A 19,033-nucleotide genomic window follows, 5' to 3' on the forward strand; every position below is an offset into this window, starting at 1 on the left:
AATGATTCGTGTTGTTCTCTTTCTTTTTCTTGCGTCCGTTGTTGGGTTGTCGTTTGTCGCGGGTTTGCGCTATTCCGGGCATTGGGCGGTGTATCTCTCTTTTGCCATCGCCGCGAACGCGCTGCTGCTTGCAGGGTTTCGCAGGGGGGCGCTGTACTTTGACACCTTCATCGGCATTTTCCTGTGGCTCGGTTTCTGGCTGAAGCTCTCCATTCGCGTGGCCTTCCTGGGGGGCGAGTTCAGCGAACCCGTGGGCGCATTCGATGCTTCGCCGCAGTCCTTCGATGCCGTTCTGCTTGTGGCCACTGCCAGCTTTTCAGCATTGCTGCTCGCAACTTTCGTGCGGGAGCGTTGCTTTACCTATCCGGCGCTGGCCCCTGGTTGCGCCGACTCCGGGCTGTTCCTGTTCTACCGGAAGTATCGCGGCCTCGTCGTGACAGTCTTCCTTGTCACGATTCTTCTCGCAGCGCTGAGCAATGTCTGGCTCGGGATCTATCAGCGCGGGATGGTCACAGGAACCGTGCTGCCCTTCGGTCTGAACGGCGTGTACAAATGGGCACTGCAGTTTGGGCTTGCTTCGATCTCGGCGCTGATCGTGCGCTTCGAGATCGAGCTTGGACGGCGCTTGACGCCGCTTGCCATCATCGTTCCTGTGTTTGAAGGTTTCATGTCGAATACGGCGATGCTCAGCCGGGGGATGGTGTTGAACGCGTCCGCCATCGGCGTTGGTGGATTGCGAACAATGCTGTCCCGGACAATGAGAATTGGGGCACTGCGCCTTGGCGCGGCATCTGTCTTGTTCTGCCTTTTGTTCGTGATATCGGTTCTTGCCGTCAATTATCTTCGTATCGCGGCCTTCAACATGGGTGAAGAGGGTGTTCGGTCACAGACCGCAGCGGTCACCGGGAGTATGACTACTCCGCTATTTATTGATCGATGGGTGGGTATCGAGGGCCTGATGGCGGTCGCCTCATCCGACATCAAGGGGTGGGATCTGTGGCGGGCGGCATGGCAAGAGCGCTTTCAGGAGGGGACGCCAAGTCTGTACGATCAGCGACTCATCGCCTCTCCGTATTTGACCCCCGGGGTCGATCGCTCGCGGAATCATTTTGTCTCCTTGCCAGGGATGGTTGCTTTTCTTTACTACCCCGGATCGATGCTGTTCCTGTGTGCATCGTTGCTCGTTGTAGCCTGGTCCGCCGCTTTTCTTGAATACCTGACCTACCGATTCTGTGGCGCGAACTGGATTCTTTGTGCGCTGTTTGCACAGGTGATCGCTTTCCGCTACGCAAGCTTTGGCTACGTCCCCGGGCAGTCGTATCTTCTTTTCGGGTCTCTGATCCTCAATGGTGCCCTGATCCTGCTTGCCGATCGACTGCTGCTGCGTGTTCAGCAAAATGGTGTGGCATGAGGCTCTGCGGTAAAGGAACGGCTGGGCGGCTCGTCGTCAGCAGGAGATGACCGGATGAAGCAATCGGCTTACCTGCTATTCCCCTTGGCAGCCTTGTTCAATTCGTTTTCGATGACCGCATTGCTGCTGGTCTTCGGGCTTTCCGGTCGGGCCGAAATCGCTGCAGACATTGCGCTCATTCAGGGCGCGTCCCTGGCGCTGTTTTTTGCGTTCTCCGCCAATGCGCGCAATGTCGTGCTGGCCTCTAGCGACGACACCGTTCAACAGGCGGCGTCCGCTCTGATGGTGACGCGTCTCGCGTTACTGGCGCCGCTGGCGCTTGTCACTTATTTCCTGAGCGTTGGTGTCGGCGGCGCGATTGCCAGCCTCGCCATCACTCTGATTGTCCGGCGTGTCTGTGAATGGCTGGGTGAAATAGCCTTGGCCAGTCACGAGGTTCGTGGCGATACTGCCGCTGTGTCGCGTGTCCTCGTTGCCGAGGGCTTGGCGCTGGCCGCATGTGTTGTCGCTTCATTGATCATGGGCTTTGATCTGGCGTTGAGCGCGATGCCTTGGGCGGTTGTTCCACTGTTGTCGCTGCGTGGCGCAAAGCTATCGCTGCGATCGCAGCATTTCGGCCTCGGCACACTGTTGCCGCATTTCGGTTCGTCAGGGATTATTGGCGCAAGCGTCTTCGTGTTCCGGCTGTCTGTGACCTTTCTCGCTGGAAAAGCGCTGGCGGGTACGTTGTTTACGGCATTTGCGGTCGGCAGCCTTGTTCCGACGGTGTTCGGGCAGGCGCTTGCGCCAACGCTTATTCGTCGATTTGGCCAAAGAAAGTTGCCCTATCAGTTCGCGGCCGCGCCCCTCGGCATGATCCTCGCCGGGAGCCTGCTCGCCGTTGTAGCGGCTTGGTTTCCACATGTACTGCCAGAGGGCGGGCTGCCGCGAGTATTCTGGCTGGCGACGGGGCTCTCGGTTGCCGGCGGCGCTGTCATGACTGTTGCGATGCTGCTGCGCACCCGACTGCTTCACGAGGGAGGCGGGCGGGACGCTTTTGGTCCTGATCTCCTTGCCAATGTGCTTATTGCGACGTGCGTCCCCTTTGTTTTTTACGTGTTCGGAGCGGTATCGCTGGCCGGGCTCTATCTTCTGAGTGCAGTTATCAACCTTGGCTTCATTCTGAGTGCAAGGCGCTGGTTTTTGGTTGAAGGCGAGCGTCGAAAATGGTTTCTGACCGGACTTCCGGTATTGCTGGTTTTTCCCGTCTTCTTCCAATTGGATGGCGGTTTGTTCAGGGATATGGCGTTTGTTTTTGATGCTCAGGGGGCAATCAAGAAGCTCCCTTTGCCGGCATCCGTCATCGTCATGTTCCTGGGTATTGCTGTGCTGGGGAATTATTGGCAGGCATCGAGAGCGCTGACGGCTTTGTTTTTCTCGTCACTCCTGTTTGTCCTCACCTCGTTGGTTGCCGCAGATGGGAGTGCTTATCAAGAAGGGGCCAAACTGATCCTCCTTGCCCAGTTTCTGCTGCCGATGTTCGGTCTGGTTCTTGGTGAGATGTACGGAATGACCGACAATAGCGGCCGGTCCCTGCAGTGGGCCGCGTGCGGGATGTTGCTCGTGGTGCTGCCCGCGCAGTTGGTATCGACTTGGAGTGACGGCTATGCGGTTCTGAGCCCGCATGTATTCCTGTTTAGTATCTATCAACACCTTCAGTATTTTCCAATGGTGGTGTCAGCGTTGGCCATTGCGACCGCAATTGCGCTTTGGGACAAGACAACTCTTGAAAAGCGGGCGGTTTTCGTTCTGATGCCAGTGGCAGCCATTTATGTGTTTTCGACACATTCGGTGGCGGCAGTACTCGGTCTTGCCGTGGCGCTAGCCGGGTTCGGTTTTTACCACCTGCGAAAAGAGACTGGCCGTGCCCAGGCCGCGCTTTTGCTGATTGTGGTTTTGTCATCGCTTGCGACGTTCAGTGTCGCCAGGGAATCGGGATGGCTGGCGAGTCAGCTAGTACCGGATGGGCAGGTCGTTGAACAGGAAACATGGCAGACAAAACTTTCGCCATCCTCTGAATCTAGCGCCGCTGCCGTGCCGCAAGGCGCCGTTGAACGCCTCGAACATTGGCGTTTTTTCTATCGTGGTGTGCTGGAGTCGCCACACAGCTTTCTTGCGGGACATGCGACGCCTCCCGATCGGGAAAAGCATCCGAGTGCGCACAATTACTGGCTCGATACCGCATACAATTTTGGAACGATATCGCTTATTCCCCTGGCCGGCATGTTGATTTGGACGCTGCGCGCGCTATGGGTCAGGCGCGATGAATTGTTCAAGGATTCGATACTTTTCGGACTGGCGCTTGCGGTCCTTTATTTGCTGCTTTTCGAGAACATGCTCAAGGTCGGCATGCGGCAGCCCTATCCCGGGATCATCACATTTTTCCTGTGGGGCCTGCTCGTCGCCCGTTTGCGGCTTCGCGGTAGTCGTATCGATGTTACGGAGCCGAGATCCGTATGAAGGTTCTGATCGTGACGCAGTATTTCTGGCCGGAGAGTTTCGGCATCACGGCACTCGCGCGCTCGATGCAAGAGCGCGGCGTGGCCGTCACCGTCTTGACCGGGCAGCCGAATTATCCCGGCGGCGTGGTCTTCCCGGGCTATGCGGCGTGGCGCACCGGTCGGGAGACGTTTAGTGGCGTTGAGATCATGCGGGTGCCGCTCGCGCCACGTGGCATCAAGTCCGGACTGCGGTTGGCGGTGAACTACCTGTCCTTCCTGGTCAGTGCTTCACTCCTGGGGCCGTGGATGCTGCGGGGTCGTCAGTTCGACGCGGTTTTCGTGTATGCCCCGTCGCCTCTCCTGCAGGCATTGCCGGCGGTGCTTCTTGCCTGGTGGAAGCGTGCGCCGTTGGTCGTCTGGGTGCAGGATTTGTGGCCTGAAAGCCTGTCTGCGACGGGCTTCGTGCGAAACAAGCGGATACTCGGTTTGGTCGGTTCGGTGGTGCGGTACATTTATCGGCGTACCGACCTGATACTTATTCCATCGGAGGCGTTCCGGGAGCCCGTCCAACGCCTGACGCCCTCGAAGGGGCGCATCGCCTATTATCCGAACGCGTTTGTCGAGGAGCCCGTTGGTGCGAGCACGCCCTCGCCGGCCTTGAGTGCCCTGGTTGGTGAGATCGCAGCAGCCCCGTCCGTTGTTTTTGCCGGAAATCTGGGTACCGCGCAGTCGCTGGATACGATACTGGACGCGGCAGAGCGCGTTGCGGCGCGAGGCCAGCCGATTCGCTTCTTCATCGTGGGCAGCGGCAGTCTGTCGGGGTGGCTTGCCGAAGAGGTGGCGCGAAGGGGGCTGACCAACGTCTTGCTGCCGGGGCGTTTTCCGTCCTCGGCGATGACGTCGATCTACGCGTCGGCAACGGCGCTTCTGGTGAGTCTGCGCGATGAGCCGATTTTCGCGCAGACGATTCCGAGCAAGGTTCAGGGCTATCTGGCGGCAGGAAAGCCGATCATCGCCTCGCTCAATGGTGAGGGGGCCCGCGTCGTCGTCGAGGCGAAGGCGGGAGTGGCGTGTCCTGCGGGCGACAGCGAGGCGCTTGCCGATGCCGTCATTCATATCTGTGGGCAGGATGACGACGCAAGGCGTGAAATGGGCGAAAATGGGCGCAGCTATGCGCAAAAGCATTTTGGACTTGCCGGGCTGACGGATGATCTGATCGCCCGGTTCGAGGCACTATCGGCACAACGGAGGGAATCGTCGCGATGAGAATTCTGGTGCTTGGCGTCTCGGGTATGCTGGGCAACGCCATGTATAGGACGCTTTCGGAGAGCGTGGATCTTGAGGTCTGGGGTTCGGTCCGCTCCTCTGGCGCAAAGCGCTATTTTGCCGAGAGTTTGAGGGATCGGATTCTGGCCGGCGTCGATGTGGAGAATATGGATTCGCTCTCGTCGCTGTTCGAGCGCGTGCGTCCGCAGGTGGTTGTCAACTGCGTGGGTCTCGTCAAGCAACTCGTTGAGTCGAATGACCCTTTGGTTGCGCTTCCGATCAATGCCATGCTGCCACACCGTCTGTCACGGTATTGCGCCCTGGTCGGCGCCCGCCTCGTGCATTTCAGCACGGACTGCGTCTTCAGTGGCAAGCGCGGAGCGTATCGTGAATCGGATGTTTCCGATGCCCAGGATCTGTATGGAAAATCGAAGTTTATCGGCGAGGTGTCGGACGACGCGCATGCGCTGACGCTCCGGACCTCAATCATCGGGCACGAGCTCGCAAGCCACCATGGTTTGGTTGAGTGGTTTTTGCATCAGGAAGGAAGTGTTCGTGGTTATCGCCGAGTTATTTTTTCGGGGCTCCCAACGGTCGAACTTTCGCGGGTCGTTCGCGATGTCGTGATCCCGCAAGCGGGGCTCTCAGGCGTACATCATGTCGCCTCGGCCCCGATCACGAAGCATGATCTGCTTGAACTGGTGGCGAAGGCGTATGGCAAGGCGACTCGCATTGAGCCCGATGATTCGGCGGTCATTGATCGCTCGCTGGTGGCGGACCAATTCAGGGATTTGACGGGTTACGTCGCACCAGACTGGCCCGAACTCGTGCGGCGCATGAAGCATTTCAGCTAAGAGGTAGTTTATGTTTTCTGGCAAGACACTCATGATTACCGGCGGGACGGGGTCCTTCGGTAACGCCGTGCTCACCCGCTTTCTTGACACCGCCGTGAAGGAAATACGGATCTTCAGTCGCGATGAGAAGAAGCAGGAGGACATGCGGATCGCGCTGGCGAACGACAAGGTCAAGTTCTACATCGGCGACGTGCGTGACAGCGACAGCCTCGCGCAGGCCATGACCGGGGTCGACTATGTGTTCCATGCCGCGGCGCTCAAGCAGGTGCCTTCCTGTGAGTTCTATCCGATGGAAGCGGTCCGCACCAACGTGCTGGGTACCGAGAACGTGCTGAACGCGGCGATCGCGCGCGGGGTGAGCCGGGTGGTGGTGCTCAGCACCGACAAGGCGGTCTACCCGATCAACGCCATGGGCATTTCCAAGGCGATGGCCGAGAAGCTGATGGTGGCCAAGTCGCGCACCATTCCTGCCGGTGGCACGGTGGTCTGCGCGACCCGTTATGGCAACGTGATGGCCTCGCGGGGTTCGGTGATACCGCTCTTTGTCGATCAGCTTCGGGCGGGAGAGCCGCTGACGCTAACCGATCCGAACATGACGCGTTTCTTGATGTCGCTGGAGGATTCGGTGGATCTGGTGCTGCATGCGTTTGAGCATGCGGAGCAGGGTGACATCTTCATTCAGAAAGCGCCGGCCTCAACCGTAGGCGATCTGGCGCAGGCCTTGAAAGAGCTGCTGGGAAGTGCGAATCCGGTGAAGATCATCGGTACGCGTCACGGCGAAAAGCTCTACGAATCGCTGGTGTCTCGTGAGGAAATGGCCAAGGCCGAGGACATGGGCCGCTACTATCGCATCCCGGCCGATAACCGCGATCTGAACTACAAGAAGTATTTTGTCGAGGGTGAGCAGCGTATTTCGGAACTGGACGACTATACCTCCCACAATACCGAGCGGCTGGATATCGCCGGGGTCAAGACTGTGCTGCAGTCACTTGACTACATTCGCGAGGTGTTGCGTGCTTAAAGTCATGACGCTCGTCGGCACCCGGCCCGAATTGATCAAGATGAGCCGGGTGATCGCCGAGCTCGACCGCCAGGTCGAGCATGTGTTGGTGCACTCTGGTCAGAACTACGATTTCGAGTTGAATCAGGTGTTCTTCGACGATCTGGATATCCGCAAGCCAGACCACTTTCTCGGTGCCGCTGGTGAGAATGCCGCCCAGACCATCGCCGAGGTGATCGCCAAGGCAGATGCGGTGTTCGAGCGCGAGAAGCCCGATGCTCTCATGCTCTATGGCGACACCAATACTTGCCTCGCGGTGATTCCCGCAAAGCGTCGAAAAATTCCGGTTTTTCACATGGAGGCGGGCAACCGTTGCTTTGATCAACGGGTGCCTGAAGAGCTCAACCGCAAGGTGTTGGACCATCTTTCCGACATCAACATGGTACTGACCGAGCACGCCCGCCGGTATCTGATTGCCGAGGGCATTCGACCCGAGACGATCATTAAGACCGGTTCGCACATGGAGGAGGTGCTCAACTACTACATGCCGCGCATCGAGGCGTCGGATGTGTTGGCGCGCGAAGGTCTGGACAGCGGAAAGTTTTTCATTGTCAGCGCGCATCGTGAAGAGAACGTCGATACCCCGGAGAATTTGCGCGACTTGCTTGAGTCCTTGCGTGGACTCGTCGATACCTACGGTTTTCCGGTGATCGTTTCGACTCATCCGCGCACCCGAAAGCGTCTGGAGGCGCTTGGGGAATCGCTTGAGCATCCCTTGATCCGGTTCTCGAAGCCTTTCGGCTTGCTCGATTACATCAAGCTGCAGATGTCAGCTTTTTGCGTGTTGTCGGATAGCGGCACGATTACCGAGGAGGCATCCCTGCTCAATTTGCCGGCGGTGACCCTGCGTAATGCGCATGAGCGTCCGGAGGGTATGGATGAAGGTACGCTGATCATGAGCGGCCTCAAGCGTGCTGCGGTTCTGGAAGCAGTGAAGGTCATCACATCGCAGCACGACCGGGCGCGACGCGTGATTCCGGTGGTGCCTGACTATCAGGCGGGGCCGGTGTCAAAGCAGGTTGTGCGCGTTGTTCTCAGCTACACCGACTACGTCAACCGTACGGTGTGGCGCAAGACCTGACTGCCATGCGGGTTCTGGTGACTGGGGCGAGTGGTTTCGTCGGGCGGGCGGTGCTCAGCCGTTTGCTGCGCGAGGACGGTGTGGTGGTGCGGGGTGCTTACCGAACGTTGCCGGCGTCGGTAGATGACCGGATTGAACCATGCCTGGTGGGCGACCTTGGCCCTGATACCGATTGGCTGCCGGCGTTGGTCGATGTTGATGTGGTGATCCATTGCGCGGCGCGGGTGCATGTCATGCACGACACCGAGTCCGACCCGCTGGCGGCGTATCGCCGAAGCAATGTCGACGGCACGCTGCACCTGGCGCGTTCGGCGGCGCGGGCGGGGTGTCGTCGTCTGGTGTTCGTCAGCTCGATCAAGGTTAACGGTGAGGCCACCGAACCGGGGCATCCATTTGCTGAAGCGACGCCGCCGATGCCGTGCGATCCCTATGGTGTGTCGAAGCTTGAAGCCGAGCAGGGCCTGCTCGATCTGGCGCGTGAGACCACGTTGGAGGTCGCTGTAGTGCGCCCGCCGCTAGTTTATGGCCCGGGCGTGAAAGCCAATTTCCGTTCGATGATGAGTTGGCTGTGCCGAGGCATACCGCTACCTTTCGGTGCGATCGATAATCGTCGTAGCCTGGTTGGCGTGGATAATCTGGCCGATCTGGTGGTCTGCTGTGCCAGTCATCCGGCCGCGGCGAATCAGGTGTTTCTGGCGGGCGATGGCGAGGATTTATCGACCACTGCCTTGTTGACGCGTGTGGCCGACGCACTGGGGCGGCGTGCGCGCTTGCTGCCGGTGCCGCCGAGCTGGATTTCGACCGTTGCCCGCTTGCTAGGGCGCCAGGCGCTGGCGACCCGCTTGTGTGGGTCGCTTCAGGTTGATATCAGCAAGGCACGGACTATGCTCGGCTGGATGCCGCCGGATTCGGTGGACGTTGGCTTGAAGAAAGTCGCGGCCGATTATCTGGCCCAGCGCCAATGATGTTCTCCCTCTTTCAAGCGATTGCGATCCGCCCATGAGTGCCTGGTTCTTGCCCCTGATCGTGCTCGGCGCGTTCTTTTTGACTGGACGACTGCGTCGCTACGCGCTGGCGCGCAGTCTGATGGACGTGCCGAACGCGCGCAGCTCTCATGTCACACCGACGCCGCGTGGCGGTGGCGTGGCGATCGTGCTGTGTTTTCTGGGTGTGTTGCCGCTGTTGGTGGTGCTGGGCGCGCTGGAGGCTTCCGGTGCCTGGGCGATGGCCGGGGCCGGGGGATTGGTGGCGTTGATTGGCTTTCTGGACGACCACGGCCATATTGCGGCGCGTTGGCGCTTGCTGGCGCACTTCGGCGCGGCGGTCTGGGCGCTGGTTTGGTTGCAGCCGGCTGGGGTGATGCCGGCCGGTGTGCCTGGCAGCGCCAGCGGTGTGAGCATGGTGCTGGCCGCGCTGTATCTGGTGTGGATGCTCAATCTGTACAACTTCATGGATGGCATCGACGGCATTGCCAGTGTCGAGGCCATCTGCGTTTGCGGCGGCGGTGCGCTGCTCTACTGGCTCCAGGGTGCGAATGCCGATGCCTTGGTGCCCTTGTCGCTGGGCGGCGCGGTGCTGGGGTTTCTGGTGTGGAACTTTCCGCCGGCCAAGATTTTCATGGGCGATGCCGGCAGTGGTTTTCTGGGCATCACGCTGGGCGTGCTGTCCTTCCAGGCGGCGGCGGTTTCGCCGGATCTGTTCTGGAGCTGGACGATACTGCTCGGCGTGTTCATCGTCGATGCGACCTACACCTTGATACGGCGCCTGCTACGCGGTGACCGTGTGTATGAAGCCCATCGCAGCCATGCCTATCAGCATGCGTCCCGCCGGGCGGGGCGGCACTTGCCGGTGACTCTGGCAGTGGCGGGAATCAATCTGCTCTGGTTGTTGCCGTTGGCGGTGGGGGTTGCGCGTGGGGTGCTTACGCCCTGGATGGGACTGGCCGTCGCCTATTTACCCTTGGTGGTTTTTGCGGTGCGATTGCGGGCCGGCATGCCGGAAGACGCGTCGTCCGCTTGAGTGTGGTGCTGACTGAGACTGTCGGCATTATGGCGTTTTGAGGCGGCTGCCTGTCGACATGCCGATATAATGCGGAAAACCCTCCGTCGTCGTGATGTCGTGCCTGGTTTGGCGCGGCGAACGCTCCGCCAGGATTGAAGATTCGATCATGCCTTTTCGTACCACACTCATTGTTCTGTTTGACCTGGTGACCGCTGCCGTGGCGTGGTCGCTCGGCTTCATGTTGCGCTTCAATTTCGAATGGCCGGCAGGCTATGAGCTGAAGTTTTCGGTGAGCCTGCTGGTGCTGCTGGTGGTGCATGCGGCGGCCTGCCGCTGGGCGGGCCTGTATCGCGGCATGTGGGTGTTTGCCAGCTTGCCGGATCTGAAGCGGGTGCTGAAGGCAGTTGGGGTCTCAGCGGTGGCCTTGCTGGTGATGCTGGCGGTCGACCGCACGCTGCCTGGCATCCCCCGGTCGATGGTGATTCTCTACCCTTTGTTGCTGATCACCATCATGGGCGGTGGGCGCGCCACCTGGCGGATGTGGAAAGAGCATCGGTTGTATGGTGATTTGCGTGCGGCCGGCAAGCCCGTCGTGGTGGTTGGCGCCGGCACCGGTGGCGCGATGCTGGTGCGTGAACTGGAGCGCAGCCCGGACTGGCGGGTGGTGGCGCTGGTTGACGACAATACCGCCAAGCAGGGGCTGGAACTCTATGGATGTCTCGTGGCTGGAGGGATCGATGCTTTGCCGCAGGTGCTGCAGGACTTCAAGGCGCAGCATGTGATTCTGGCCATGCCCTCGGCCGCGGGTGATGCCTTGCGACGTGCGGCCGATCTGGCGGTGCGCGCCGGTGCGCACACCTTTACGGTGCCGGGTCTGGAAGATCTGATGAGTGGCAAGGTGGCGATCAATGCCATGCGTCCGGTCGAGATCGAAGACTTGCTTGGCCGCGAGGCGGTGTCGATTGACTCCGCGCATGTGCACAGCATGGTGGGTGGCAAGACGGTGCTGGTGACCGGCGCGGGCGGTTCGATCGGTAGCGAGCTGTGCCGGCAACTGGCCAAGTTTGCGCCGGCGCGGCTGGTGCTGGTCGAAGCCAGCGAGTTTGTGCTCTACACCATCGAGCAATGGTTCGCGAATCATCAGCCCGACATCGCCATCGTCCCGCTGGCCGGTGATGTCAAGGATGCGCAGCGTCTCGATGAGATTTTTGCCCAGTGGCAACCGGCCCTGGTTTTCCATGCGGCGGCCTACAAGCATGTGCCGCTGATGGAGGTGGGCAATGCCTGGCAGGCGGTGCGCAATAATGTGTTTGGCACCTTGCAGGTGGCGCAATGCGCCCAGCGTCACGGCGCTGAGCGCTTCGTGCTGGTGTCCACCGACAAGGCGGTGAATCCGACCAATGTGATGGGCGCGACCAAGCGGCTGGCCGAGATGGTGTGCGAGGCGCTGCATTCGCAGGGCGGCACGACACAGTTCGGGATGGTGCGTTTTGGCAATGTGCTGGGCAGCACGGGCAGCGTGATTCCGAAGTTCCAGGAGCAGATTGCGCGGGGCGGGCCGGTGACGGTCACCCACCCGGAAATCACCCGCTATTTCATGTCGATCCCCGAGGCGGCGCAACTGGTGTTGCAGGCGGCGAGCATGGGGCGGGGCGGCGAGATTTTTGTGCTCGACATGGGCGACCCGGTGCGCATCGTCGATCTGGCACGCAACATGATCCGCTTGTCGGGCTATGCCGAGGAGGAGATCCGTATCGAGTTCAGCGGTCTGCGTCCGGGCGAAAAGCTCTACGAAGAGTTGCTGACCGACGCCGAACAAACCCGCGAAACCCCGCATCCCAAACTGCGCATTGCGCGCTCACGGCCGGTGGCACCGGACTTCCTGAGCGTGCTTGGCGCCTGGCTGGACACCTGTGGGCCGGTGGCGGACGAGGCGGTGCGTCAGGGCTTGCTGCGATGGGTGCCGGAGTATGTGCCGATGCAAGGGCGACCGGCCTTGAAAGTGGTGGCAGGCGCGCTGACCGATAGCGACGTCCGCCGGGCCTGACACCGGTGGGCACCTATGTGATTGGCGACGTTCAGGGTTGCCATGATTCGCTTCTCGCGCTGGTCCAGAAAATCTGCTTTCGCCCTAGTCGTGACCGCCTGTGGTTCGTTGGCGATATCGTCAATCGCGGGCCAAAGTCGCTCGAGACGCTACGCGCCATCCGCGGCTTGGGGGTGTCGGCCACGGTGGTGCTCGGCAATCACGATTTGTATCTGCTGATGGTCGCCGCAGGTTGGCCCAAGCGTGGCAAGGACGACACCATTCAGCTCATCCTTGATGCGCCGGATGCGGATCAACTGCTCGACTGGCTGGCGAGCCGTCCCTTGATGCATGTGGAGGGTCGCTTTGCGATGGTACATGCGGGGCTGCTGGCGCAATGGACTATCCCGCAGGCGCGCGAACTGGCCGCGGAGGTCGAGTCGGTACTGCAGGGGCCGTCGCGGCAGGCTTTTCTGGCCGATCTTGCTGGCAATGCGCCAGCGAAATGGTCGGACAAGCTCAAGGGGCAGGACCGTCTGCGCTGCATTGTGAATGCCATGACGCGGATGCGCTTCTGCTCGCCCGAGGGGCTCATGGAGTTCAAGCACAAGGGGCCGCCGTCAAACGCCCCCGACGGCGCGGTGCCGTGGTTCAGCGTGCCCAAGCGGCGGCACGCGGGCTACACCATTCTGGCCGGTCATTGGTCGGCGCTGGGCTTGTGTATCGAGCCGGGCTTTGTCGGCCTCGATACCGGTTGCCTGTGGGGTGGCAAGCTCACCGCCTATCGGCTGGAGGACGGCGAGGTCTTTCAGGTCAACGCGGCGGAATCCACCAAGTAGTCTAAGGCCGCTTCGCGCACTGGTGCGATATCGGCAGCGTCCGGTGGATTGACGACGGCGGAAATGGCGGCGTGAGCCTGGGCGGCGATGTCGCGGCGATTGGCATCCGTCGTGGCAATGGCCGGCAGCACCGTCAGATGCACCTCGATACGCGGTGTGGCGATGATGGCTTTCAGGCTGTCGAGCACCGACAGGTCGCCATCGTAGGCGGCGGCCCGTGTGAATTCGCCGTTCGGGGTGCGATAGCACACTGCCAGCGCCTGCACCGGTTGGCCGGCGGCGATGGCGGGCTGGAGCAGGGCGGCGTGAAAGTGCTGCACATGCGAGCCGTCGGTCGTGGTGCCTTCCGGAAACACCGCCACATGGCGCCCCGCCGCCATGTGCGTGGCGATCTCTGCATTGATGATGCGCGCGTGCCCGCGGCTGCCGCGTTGCAAAAACACCGTTTCGTTCATGGCGGCCAGCCAGCCGATGACTGGCCATTGGCGCACGTCGGCTTTTGACACGAAAGCGCTCGGACTCAGCGTGTTGATGGCGAAAATATCCACCCACGACACATGATTGGCGATCAGCAGCGCCGGGCAGGCCAGCTCGGCCCCGCTGAAGCGTGGCACGATGCCCAGCAGCGCCAGCAGACCTTTCGACCAATGCTGGCGCAGGCGGCCGCGGCGATCAAGCGACACCCAGGGGAAAACCAGCGCCGTGGTCAGTATGCCTCGCAGCAGGTGCAGGACAAGACGTGTATAGCGCCAGCCTTGTTGCAGGGAAGAGGTGGTGGGTTTCAGTCTTCGCGTCCCATGAAGTGTTTTGCGTATTTGGCATCCAGCCGGCCCATCGGCATCAGGATGGGCAGATCGGCCACGTTGAAGTCCGGATCCCAGGCCGGATCGCCGCAGATCCACGCGCCGGCGCGCAGATAGCCCTTGATCAGCGGCGGCGCTTCGGTCTCCAGATCGCCGCGCAGCTTGTCGAGCGGCAGTGCCGCCCGCGGGAAGACTCGGTATTCCAGCGGCGCCATGTGCTTGTCGCGCAGCTGATTATACAAACTTGCCGCATGGTGGCCCCCGTCGGCCATGCTCACCGAGGCGCAGCCGATCAGGTAGTCGTAGCCGTTCTCCTGCATGTAACGCGCCAGACCGGACCACAGCAGTGCAATGACCGCCCCGGAGCGGTAGTCGGCGTCGATGCAGGAGCGGCCGATCTCGACCATGCGATCACGCAGATGGAGCAGGCGGGTGATGTCGAATTCGTTTTCAGAGTAGTAGCCGCCCACACGGCGCGCTGCGTCGGGCGGCAGGATGCGGTAGGTGCCCACGATCTTGCCCTGGTCTTCATCGCGGACGATGAGGTGCTCGCAGAAGGGGTCGTAGATGTCCCGGTCCACGCCCGGCGTGCGGGTGTTCAGGCGAGCGCCCATTTCATCGGCGAAGATGCGGTAACGAAGCTTCTGGGCCTCGACCACTTCGGTGTCGCAGGTGGCCAGCCCCACGTGGAGATTGCGGCGGCGGCGTTGGGATGATTCCTGGCGTTTATCGAGCATGGTGTGCTCCGCAGTGACAATGGTCGCCACTTTAGAAAGGGCAGGTTGCGCTCGCGTGACACGGGTTTTACCGGCATGTGACATGGCTGCGCGGCTAGCCTGTCATGCGAATGTCACCAAATCGTCATTCGGGTGTCGCCCGGTCGCGCGACAGTCGCCGCCATGGACGCGAGCTTACTTTCCTATGTCGAACTGCCCGCCGACGCCGGCCGGCTGCGTGTGGCGGTGGTGACGGAAACCTATCCGCCGGAGATCAACGGGGTGTCGCTGACCACCGCGCGCGTGGTCGACGGCCTTGTAAGACACGGCAACAGCGTCATGCTGGTGCGACCGCGGCAAAATGCCGGCGACGTGGCCGCGCAAGAGGCGCACTACGAAGAGATGCTCTCGCGCGGGCTGCCGATACCGCGCTACCCGCACCTCAAAATGGGCTTGCCGGCGCGCAGCGCGCTGATCCGGCTGTGGTCGGTCAAGCGACCCGATGTCGTGCTGGTGGTCACCGAGGGGCCACTGGGCTGGTCGGCGCTGGCGGCGGCGCGCAAGCTGCGATTGCCGACGATCACCGAGTTTCATACCAACTTCCACAGCTACAGCACTTACTACGGCGTGGGCTGGCTGAAAACCCCGGTCAAGGCCTACCTGCGGCGCTTTCACAATAAGGGCGACGTGTGCCTGGTGCCGACGCGCGCGCTTGCTGCATCCTTGCAAAGGGATGGCGTGCGCCAGATCGAGGTCGTGCCGCGCGGCGTCGACACGGATTTGTTCACGCCTGCGCGGCGTGACGAAGCCTTGCGCGCGAGTTGGGGGGCCGAGCCCCACACTCTCGTGGTGGCGGTGATCGGCCGCCTAGCGCCAGAGAAAAACCTCGCGCTGGCCATTCGCGCCTTTGAGGCGATTCAGCAGCGCGTGCCCGAAGCGCGGCTCCTGTTCGTTGGCGACGGCCCATCGCGCGAGTCGCTGTCGCGGCGCTATCCTGAGCACGGTTATGCCGGCATGCGCACCGGTGAAGATCTCGCTGCGCATTACGCCTCGGCCGACATGTTCCTCTTTCCCAGCCTTACCGAAACCTTCGGCAATGTCACCACCGAAGCGCTGGCCAGCGGCTTGCCGGTGGTGTGTTTTGATTATGCTGCTGGCGCAGAGCGTGTGCGCGATGGCGACAACGGCGCACTGGCCCCGGTAGCGGACGAGAACGCCTTTGTCGATGCGGCATTGCGTGTCGCAGGCGATCGCTGCGGACGGCTGGCGATGGCAAAGGCCGCGCGACAGAGCGTTCAGAACCTCGGTTGGCCCGCGGTGGCCGCTCAGATGGTGCAGCTCATGACCGGCATCATCAAGCAGCATGAAGTCCGAAACGGGGTGTGGGTGGCGGGCTGATGCCCCCGGGCGGCGCCCCAGCGGACGTCGCATGGGCCGGGCAGACTATAATCACGGTTTGCCCTTTGAGCGGAAGCGCCCATGTCTATCCTAGTTTGCGGCTCGGTAGCCTACGACACCATCATGGTGTTTCATGATCGGTTCAAGAATCACATCCTGCCGGACCAGATCCACATCCTGAATGTTGCCTTCCTGGTGCCCGACATGCGGCGCGAGTTCGGTGGTTGTGCCGGCAACATCGCTTACAACCTGAAATTGCTGGGCGCCGACCCACTGATCATGGCCACGGTTGGCGACGATGCCGGCCCCTACCAGGCGAGGTTGGAGCAGCTCGGCCTGCGCGCCGACCATGTGCGCCAGGTGTCGGGCAGCTTTACCGCCCAGGCTTTCATCACCACCGATGTGGACGACAACCAGATCACCGCCTTCCACCCGGGCGCGATGAACCATTCGCACCAGAACCGGGTCTCAGATGCCAAAGGCGTCAAGCTTGGCATCGTCGCGCCGGACGGCCGGGACGGCATGCTCGGGCATGCCCAGCAGTTTGCTGAAGCGGGGATTCCCTTCGTGTTTGATCCGGGCCAGGGCTTGCCAATGTTCTCGGGGCCGGAGCTTGAAGCCTGCCTGGAGATGGCCAGTTATTGCGCGCTCAACGACTACGAAGCGCGCATGTTGAGTGAAAAAACCGGTCGGAGCATCGAAGATCTGGCCAATGACGTGGATGCCCTGGTGGTCACGCTGGGCGCCGAGGGCTCGCAGATTTACGTTGAAGGACAACGAATCGACATCCCGTGCGTTAAAGCAGAAGCACTGGTCGATCCGACCGGGTGTGGCGACGCCTTCCGCAGCGGCTTGTTGTACGGCATCGCCAACGGGATGGATTGGGAGACGACCGGGCGGCTGGCGTCGGTGATGGGCAGTCTCAAGATTGCGCAACGCGGTGGCCAGAATCACCGCCCGAGCCGGAATGAAATTGCCGAACGGTATGCGGCAGCTTTTGGAGAGAAACCATGGTGATGGACTGGATTCAACGCAACGGACGGGCGCTGCTGCTGGCCTTGGTGGCGCTGATTGGCGTGTCGGGCTGCGCGGGCAGTTTGACGGGCGACACCTATTCGCGCGGCGAAGCGCGCCGGGCGATGGTGGTCAAGTTCGGCACGGTGCAGTCAGTTCGTCTGGTCAAACTCGAGGGCACCAAGAGCCCGGTCGGGACGATCGCTGGTGGCGCGATCGGTGGTATCGCGGGCAGTAGCATCGGTCGCGGCAAGGGCGCGGCAGTGGGCGCGGTGCTGGGCGCAGTGGCCGGTGGCCTGGCCGGCTCGGCGGTCGAAGAGGGCGTGACACGCTCGCAAGGCGTCGAAGTGACCGTGCGCATGGATGACGGCCGCTACATGGCGGTGGTGCAGGAAGATGCGGGTGAAGGTTTCCGTGCTGGCGAGCGGGTGCGTATCGTCCAGGACGGCGGCACCATGCGGGTGACGCGCTAAGTGCTTTGGGCGCCGGGTTCTGCTCAGCCGAGCAGCACCAGCGCCCAGATCGCGACGAGGTTGATCAGCGCCACCAGCACGGCGGCGCTGCCGATGTCCTTGGCGCGTTTGGCCAGCGGGTGTCGCTCCAGCGACACCCGATCCACTTCCGCTTCGATCGCGGAATTGATCAATTCCATCAACAAGACCAGCATCACGCTGCCCACCAGCAGCGCTTTACCCACGCCGCTGGCCCCGCTCAATAACGCCCCCGGAATCAACACCGCAGCCAGCGCGCATTCCTGGCGAAAAGCCGCTTCGTGCCGGAAGGCGGCGACCAGGCCCGCACATGAGTAGCGAAACGCGTTCGCCAGACGGGCGAAGCCTGCCTTGCTCTTTTGAGGAGAGGTGTCCGGCGGACCGCTGCGGGAAGTCATGTTACGGATAGAAGGCGTAGAGCCGGTAACCCGAAGCGTTCACGTTGTCGGCCGAAAAGGCGACCCGCGCCATGCGATCGCTTTGCCCCGCAAAACCGGCGGCGTCGTCGGCAGCGGCGCCCAGCCATTCTTTGGGTGAGAACACGCGGCGCACCAAGGCCTTGTCGCGCAGGTCGGTCAGCGTCAGTTCCAGGTGCGGAAACGCCATGGCGGTGTTCGAGCGGTTGCGAAGTGTGGCGGTGAGCTCAAACAAGGCGTCGGCATCGGGGAGCCGGTTGAGGTCCGAGGCTTCAATGCCGATCTGGGTCGCGTCCTGCGGCAAGGCCATGTCGCAACCGACGTTGGCGCACAGGGTTTCAATGAACGGGCGGGTGGCCGGCAGGATGCTGATCAGTTGCTGCCGGTAGATCAGTGCAATCTGTGCCGCCAAGGCGGCCAGCAGTACACCCACCAGCAAGCTCATCAGCCACGGGTTACGCTTGCGGGCGATTGGCAGCGCGGCGAGGGCCGGCGTTGCCGGCTCGGGGGCCTGCGGCGTGTCCGCTGTGTCCGCGAGGGGCGTGCTGGTATCGTCTTCTGCCGGTTCGGTATCGGTATCGGTATCGGTATCGGTATCGGTATCGGTGGATGACGCTTCGCGGGATTCCGGGTCGTCGAAACCGTCGTCGGGTTCGAGCGGCTCGAAGGTGATGACGTCGTCTTGCACGGTGCCGGTCGTGGATTCGGCATTGCTGCCGGACTGCCAGTGTCCGGGCGCGGGGGCGCTTGGCAGGTCGTCAAAATCCCAGATGGTCTCGGGGCCCGCACCCAAGTCTTTGCCCGTTGTTGAGGCCGCGCCGGTCTCCCGGCCGGATTCAAGCCTGGCATCCGAGTGCGAACTTGTTTCAGGCTCCGATTCAATACCCGACTCAATATCCTTCTCAAGGTCCGACTCAAGGTCCGACTCAAGGTCCGACTCAAGGTCCGAGATCGTGTCGTCGTCTTCCGGCATCCACGTATCCAGATCCTGGAACAGCCGGCTAGGTGTGTCGGCGGGTGCGTGGAAACCGGGGTTTTCGGGCGCAGGTTCGGGCGCAGGTTCGGGCGCAGGTTCGGGCGCAGGTTCGGGCGCAGGTTCGGGCGCAGGTTCGGGCGCAGGTTCGGGCGCAGGTTCGGGCGCAGGTTCGGGCGCAGGTTCGGGCGCAGGTTCGGGCGC

The 19,033-nt window shown here is 61.8% G+C and carries 17 protein-coding genes; 13 read left to right on the plus strand and 4 right to left on the minus strand.

Going from position 1 to position 19,033, the window contains the following annotated elements:
* Position 1: 1 nt before the first annotated feature.
* From FHP91_RS13475 to FHP91_RS13520, 10 genes are all read left to right on the plus strand, one after another.
* On the plus strand, positions 2–1,411 hold the full coding sequence (locus FHP91_RS13475; protein ID WP_144310090.1) for a hypothetical protein: 1,410 nt from the start codon (positions 2–4) through the stop codon (positions 1,409–1,411).
* 54 nt (positions 1,412–1,465) lie between these two features.
* Positions 1,466–3,910 carry a hypothetical protein gene (locus FHP91_RS13480; protein WP_144310091.1) on the plus strand — a complete coding sequence of 815 codons (2,445 nt, stop codon included), beginning with the start codon at positions 1,466–1,468 and terminating at the stop codon, positions 3,908–3,910.
* The gene (locus FHP91_RS13485; RefSeq protein ID WP_144310092.1) at positions 3,907–5,157 is read left to right on the plus strand and encodes a glycosyltransferase family 4 protein; all 1,251 of its coding nucleotides are present in this window, start codon (positions 3,907–3,909) and stop codon (positions 5,155–5,157) included. Before FHP91_RS13480 ends, FHP91_RS13485 begins: the two co-directional genes overlap by 4 nt.
* A complete protein-coding gene (locus FHP91_RS13490; protein ID WP_144310093.1) occupies positions 5,154–6,011 on the plus strand; it encodes a dTDP-4-dehydrorhamnose reductase family protein in 858 nt (285 codons plus the stop codon). The genes FHP91_RS13485 and FHP91_RS13490 overlap by 4 nt, the downstream gene beginning before the upstream one ends.
* A gap of 10 nt (positions 6,012–6,021) precedes the next feature.
* The gene (locus tag FHP91_RS13495; protein ID WP_144310094.1) at positions 6,022–7,032 is read left to right on the plus strand and encodes a polysaccharide biosynthesis protein; all 1,011 of its coding nucleotides are present in this window, start codon (positions 6,022–6,024) and stop codon (positions 7,030–7,032) included.
* Complete coding sequence (gene wecB, locus FHP91_RS13500; RefSeq protein WP_144310095.1) at positions 7,025–8,152, plus strand: non-hydrolyzing UDP-N-acetylglucosamine 2-epimerase; 1,128 nt, start codon at positions 7,025–7,027, stop codon at positions 8,150–8,152. The genes FHP91_RS13495 and wecB overlap by 8 nt, the downstream gene beginning before the upstream one ends.
* 5 nt (positions 8,153–8,157) lie before the next feature.
* Positions 8,158–9,117, plus strand: a complete 960-nt coding sequence (locus tag FHP91_RS13505) for a UDP-glucose 4-epimerase family protein (RefSeq protein ID WP_144310096.1) — start codon at positions 8,158–8,160, stop codon at positions 9,115–9,117.
* Positions 9,118–9,151: 34 nt separating this feature from the next.
* Positions 9,152–10,171, plus strand: a complete 1,020-nt coding sequence (locus FHP91_RS13510; RefSeq protein ID WP_144310097.1) for an MraY family glycosyltransferase — start codon at positions 9,152–9,154, stop codon at positions 10,169–10,171.
* 148 nt (positions 10,172–10,319) lie between these two features.
* Positions 10,320–12,200 carry a polysaccharide biosynthesis protein gene (locus tag FHP91_RS13515; protein ID WP_144310098.1) on the plus strand — a complete coding sequence of 627 codons (1,881 nt, stop codon included), beginning with the start codon at positions 10,320–10,322 and terminating at the stop codon, positions 12,198–12,200.
* 5 nt (positions 12,201–12,205) lie between these two features.
* On the plus strand, positions 12,206–13,018 hold the full coding sequence (locus FHP91_RS13520; protein ID WP_144310099.1) for a symmetrical bis(5'-nucleosyl)-tetraphosphatase: 813 nt from the start codon (positions 12,206–12,208) through the stop codon (positions 13,016–13,018).
* Here the strand turns inward: FHP91_RS13520 and FHP91_RS13525 are convergent.
* Both FHP91_RS13525 and FHP91_RS13530 read right to left on the minus strand, forming a co-directional pair.
* The gene (locus FHP91_RS13525; protein WP_246116311.1) at positions 12,988–13,701 is read right to left on the minus strand and encodes a lysophospholipid acyltransferase family protein; all 714 of its coding nucleotides are present in this window, start codon (positions 13,699–13,701) and stop codon (positions 12,988–12,990) included. The two genes, FHP91_RS13520 and FHP91_RS13525, sit on opposite strands and share 31 nt — an antisense overlap.
* Positions 13,702–13,799: 98 nt before the next feature.
* Positions 13,800–14,558, minus strand: a complete 759-nt coding sequence (locus tag FHP91_RS13530; protein WP_144310100.1) for a GNAT family N-acetyltransferase — start codon at positions 14,556–14,558, stop codon at positions 13,800–13,802.
* 162 nt (positions 14,559–14,720) lie between these two features.
* On the opposite strand from FHP91_RS13530, the gene FHP91_RS13535 reads away from it, so the two are divergent.
* The 3 genes from FHP91_RS13535 (at position 14,721) to FHP91_RS13545 (ending at position 17,422) form a co-directional block, all read left to right on the plus strand.
* Positions 14,721–15,935 (plus strand): glycosyltransferase family 4 protein, encoded by a 1,215-nt coding sequence (locus FHP91_RS13535; RefSeq protein WP_144310101.1) that lies wholly within the window; start codon positions 14,721–14,723, stop codon positions 15,933–15,935.
* An 81-nt stretch (positions 15,936–16,016) separates the two neighbouring features.
* Positions 16,017–16,952, plus strand: a complete 936-nt coding sequence (locus tag FHP91_RS13540; protein WP_144310102.1) for a carbohydrate kinase family protein — start codon at positions 16,017–16,019, stop codon at positions 16,950–16,952.
* On the plus strand, positions 16,952–17,422 hold the full coding sequence (locus FHP91_RS13545; protein ID WP_144310109.1) for an outer membrane lipoprotein: 471 nt from the start codon (positions 16,952–16,954) through the stop codon (positions 17,420–17,422). The genes FHP91_RS13540 and FHP91_RS13545 overlap by 1 nt, the downstream gene beginning before the upstream one ends.
* Before the next feature lie 23 nt (positions 17,423–17,445).
* On the opposite strand, the gene FHP91_RS13550 is transcribed toward FHP91_RS13545, so the two are convergent.
* Both FHP91_RS13550 and FHP91_RS13555 read right to left on the minus strand, forming a co-directional pair.
* A complete protein-coding gene (locus tag FHP91_RS13550) occupies positions 17,446–17,838 on the minus strand; it encodes a diacylglycerol kinase (RefSeq protein WP_144310103.1) in 393 nt (130 codons plus the stop codon).
* Between the two features lies 1 nt (position 17,839).
* Positions 17,840–19,033: DUF3426 domain-containing protein (locus FHP91_RS13555; RefSeq protein WP_222105209.1), on the minus strand; the 1,194-nt coding region annotated here is incomplete at its 5' end.

Source organism: Denitromonas halophila (assembly GCF_007625155.1).
Lineage (GTDB): Bacteria > Pseudomonadota > Gammaproteobacteria > Burkholderiales > Rhodocyclaceae > Nitrogeniibacter > Nitrogeniibacter halophilus.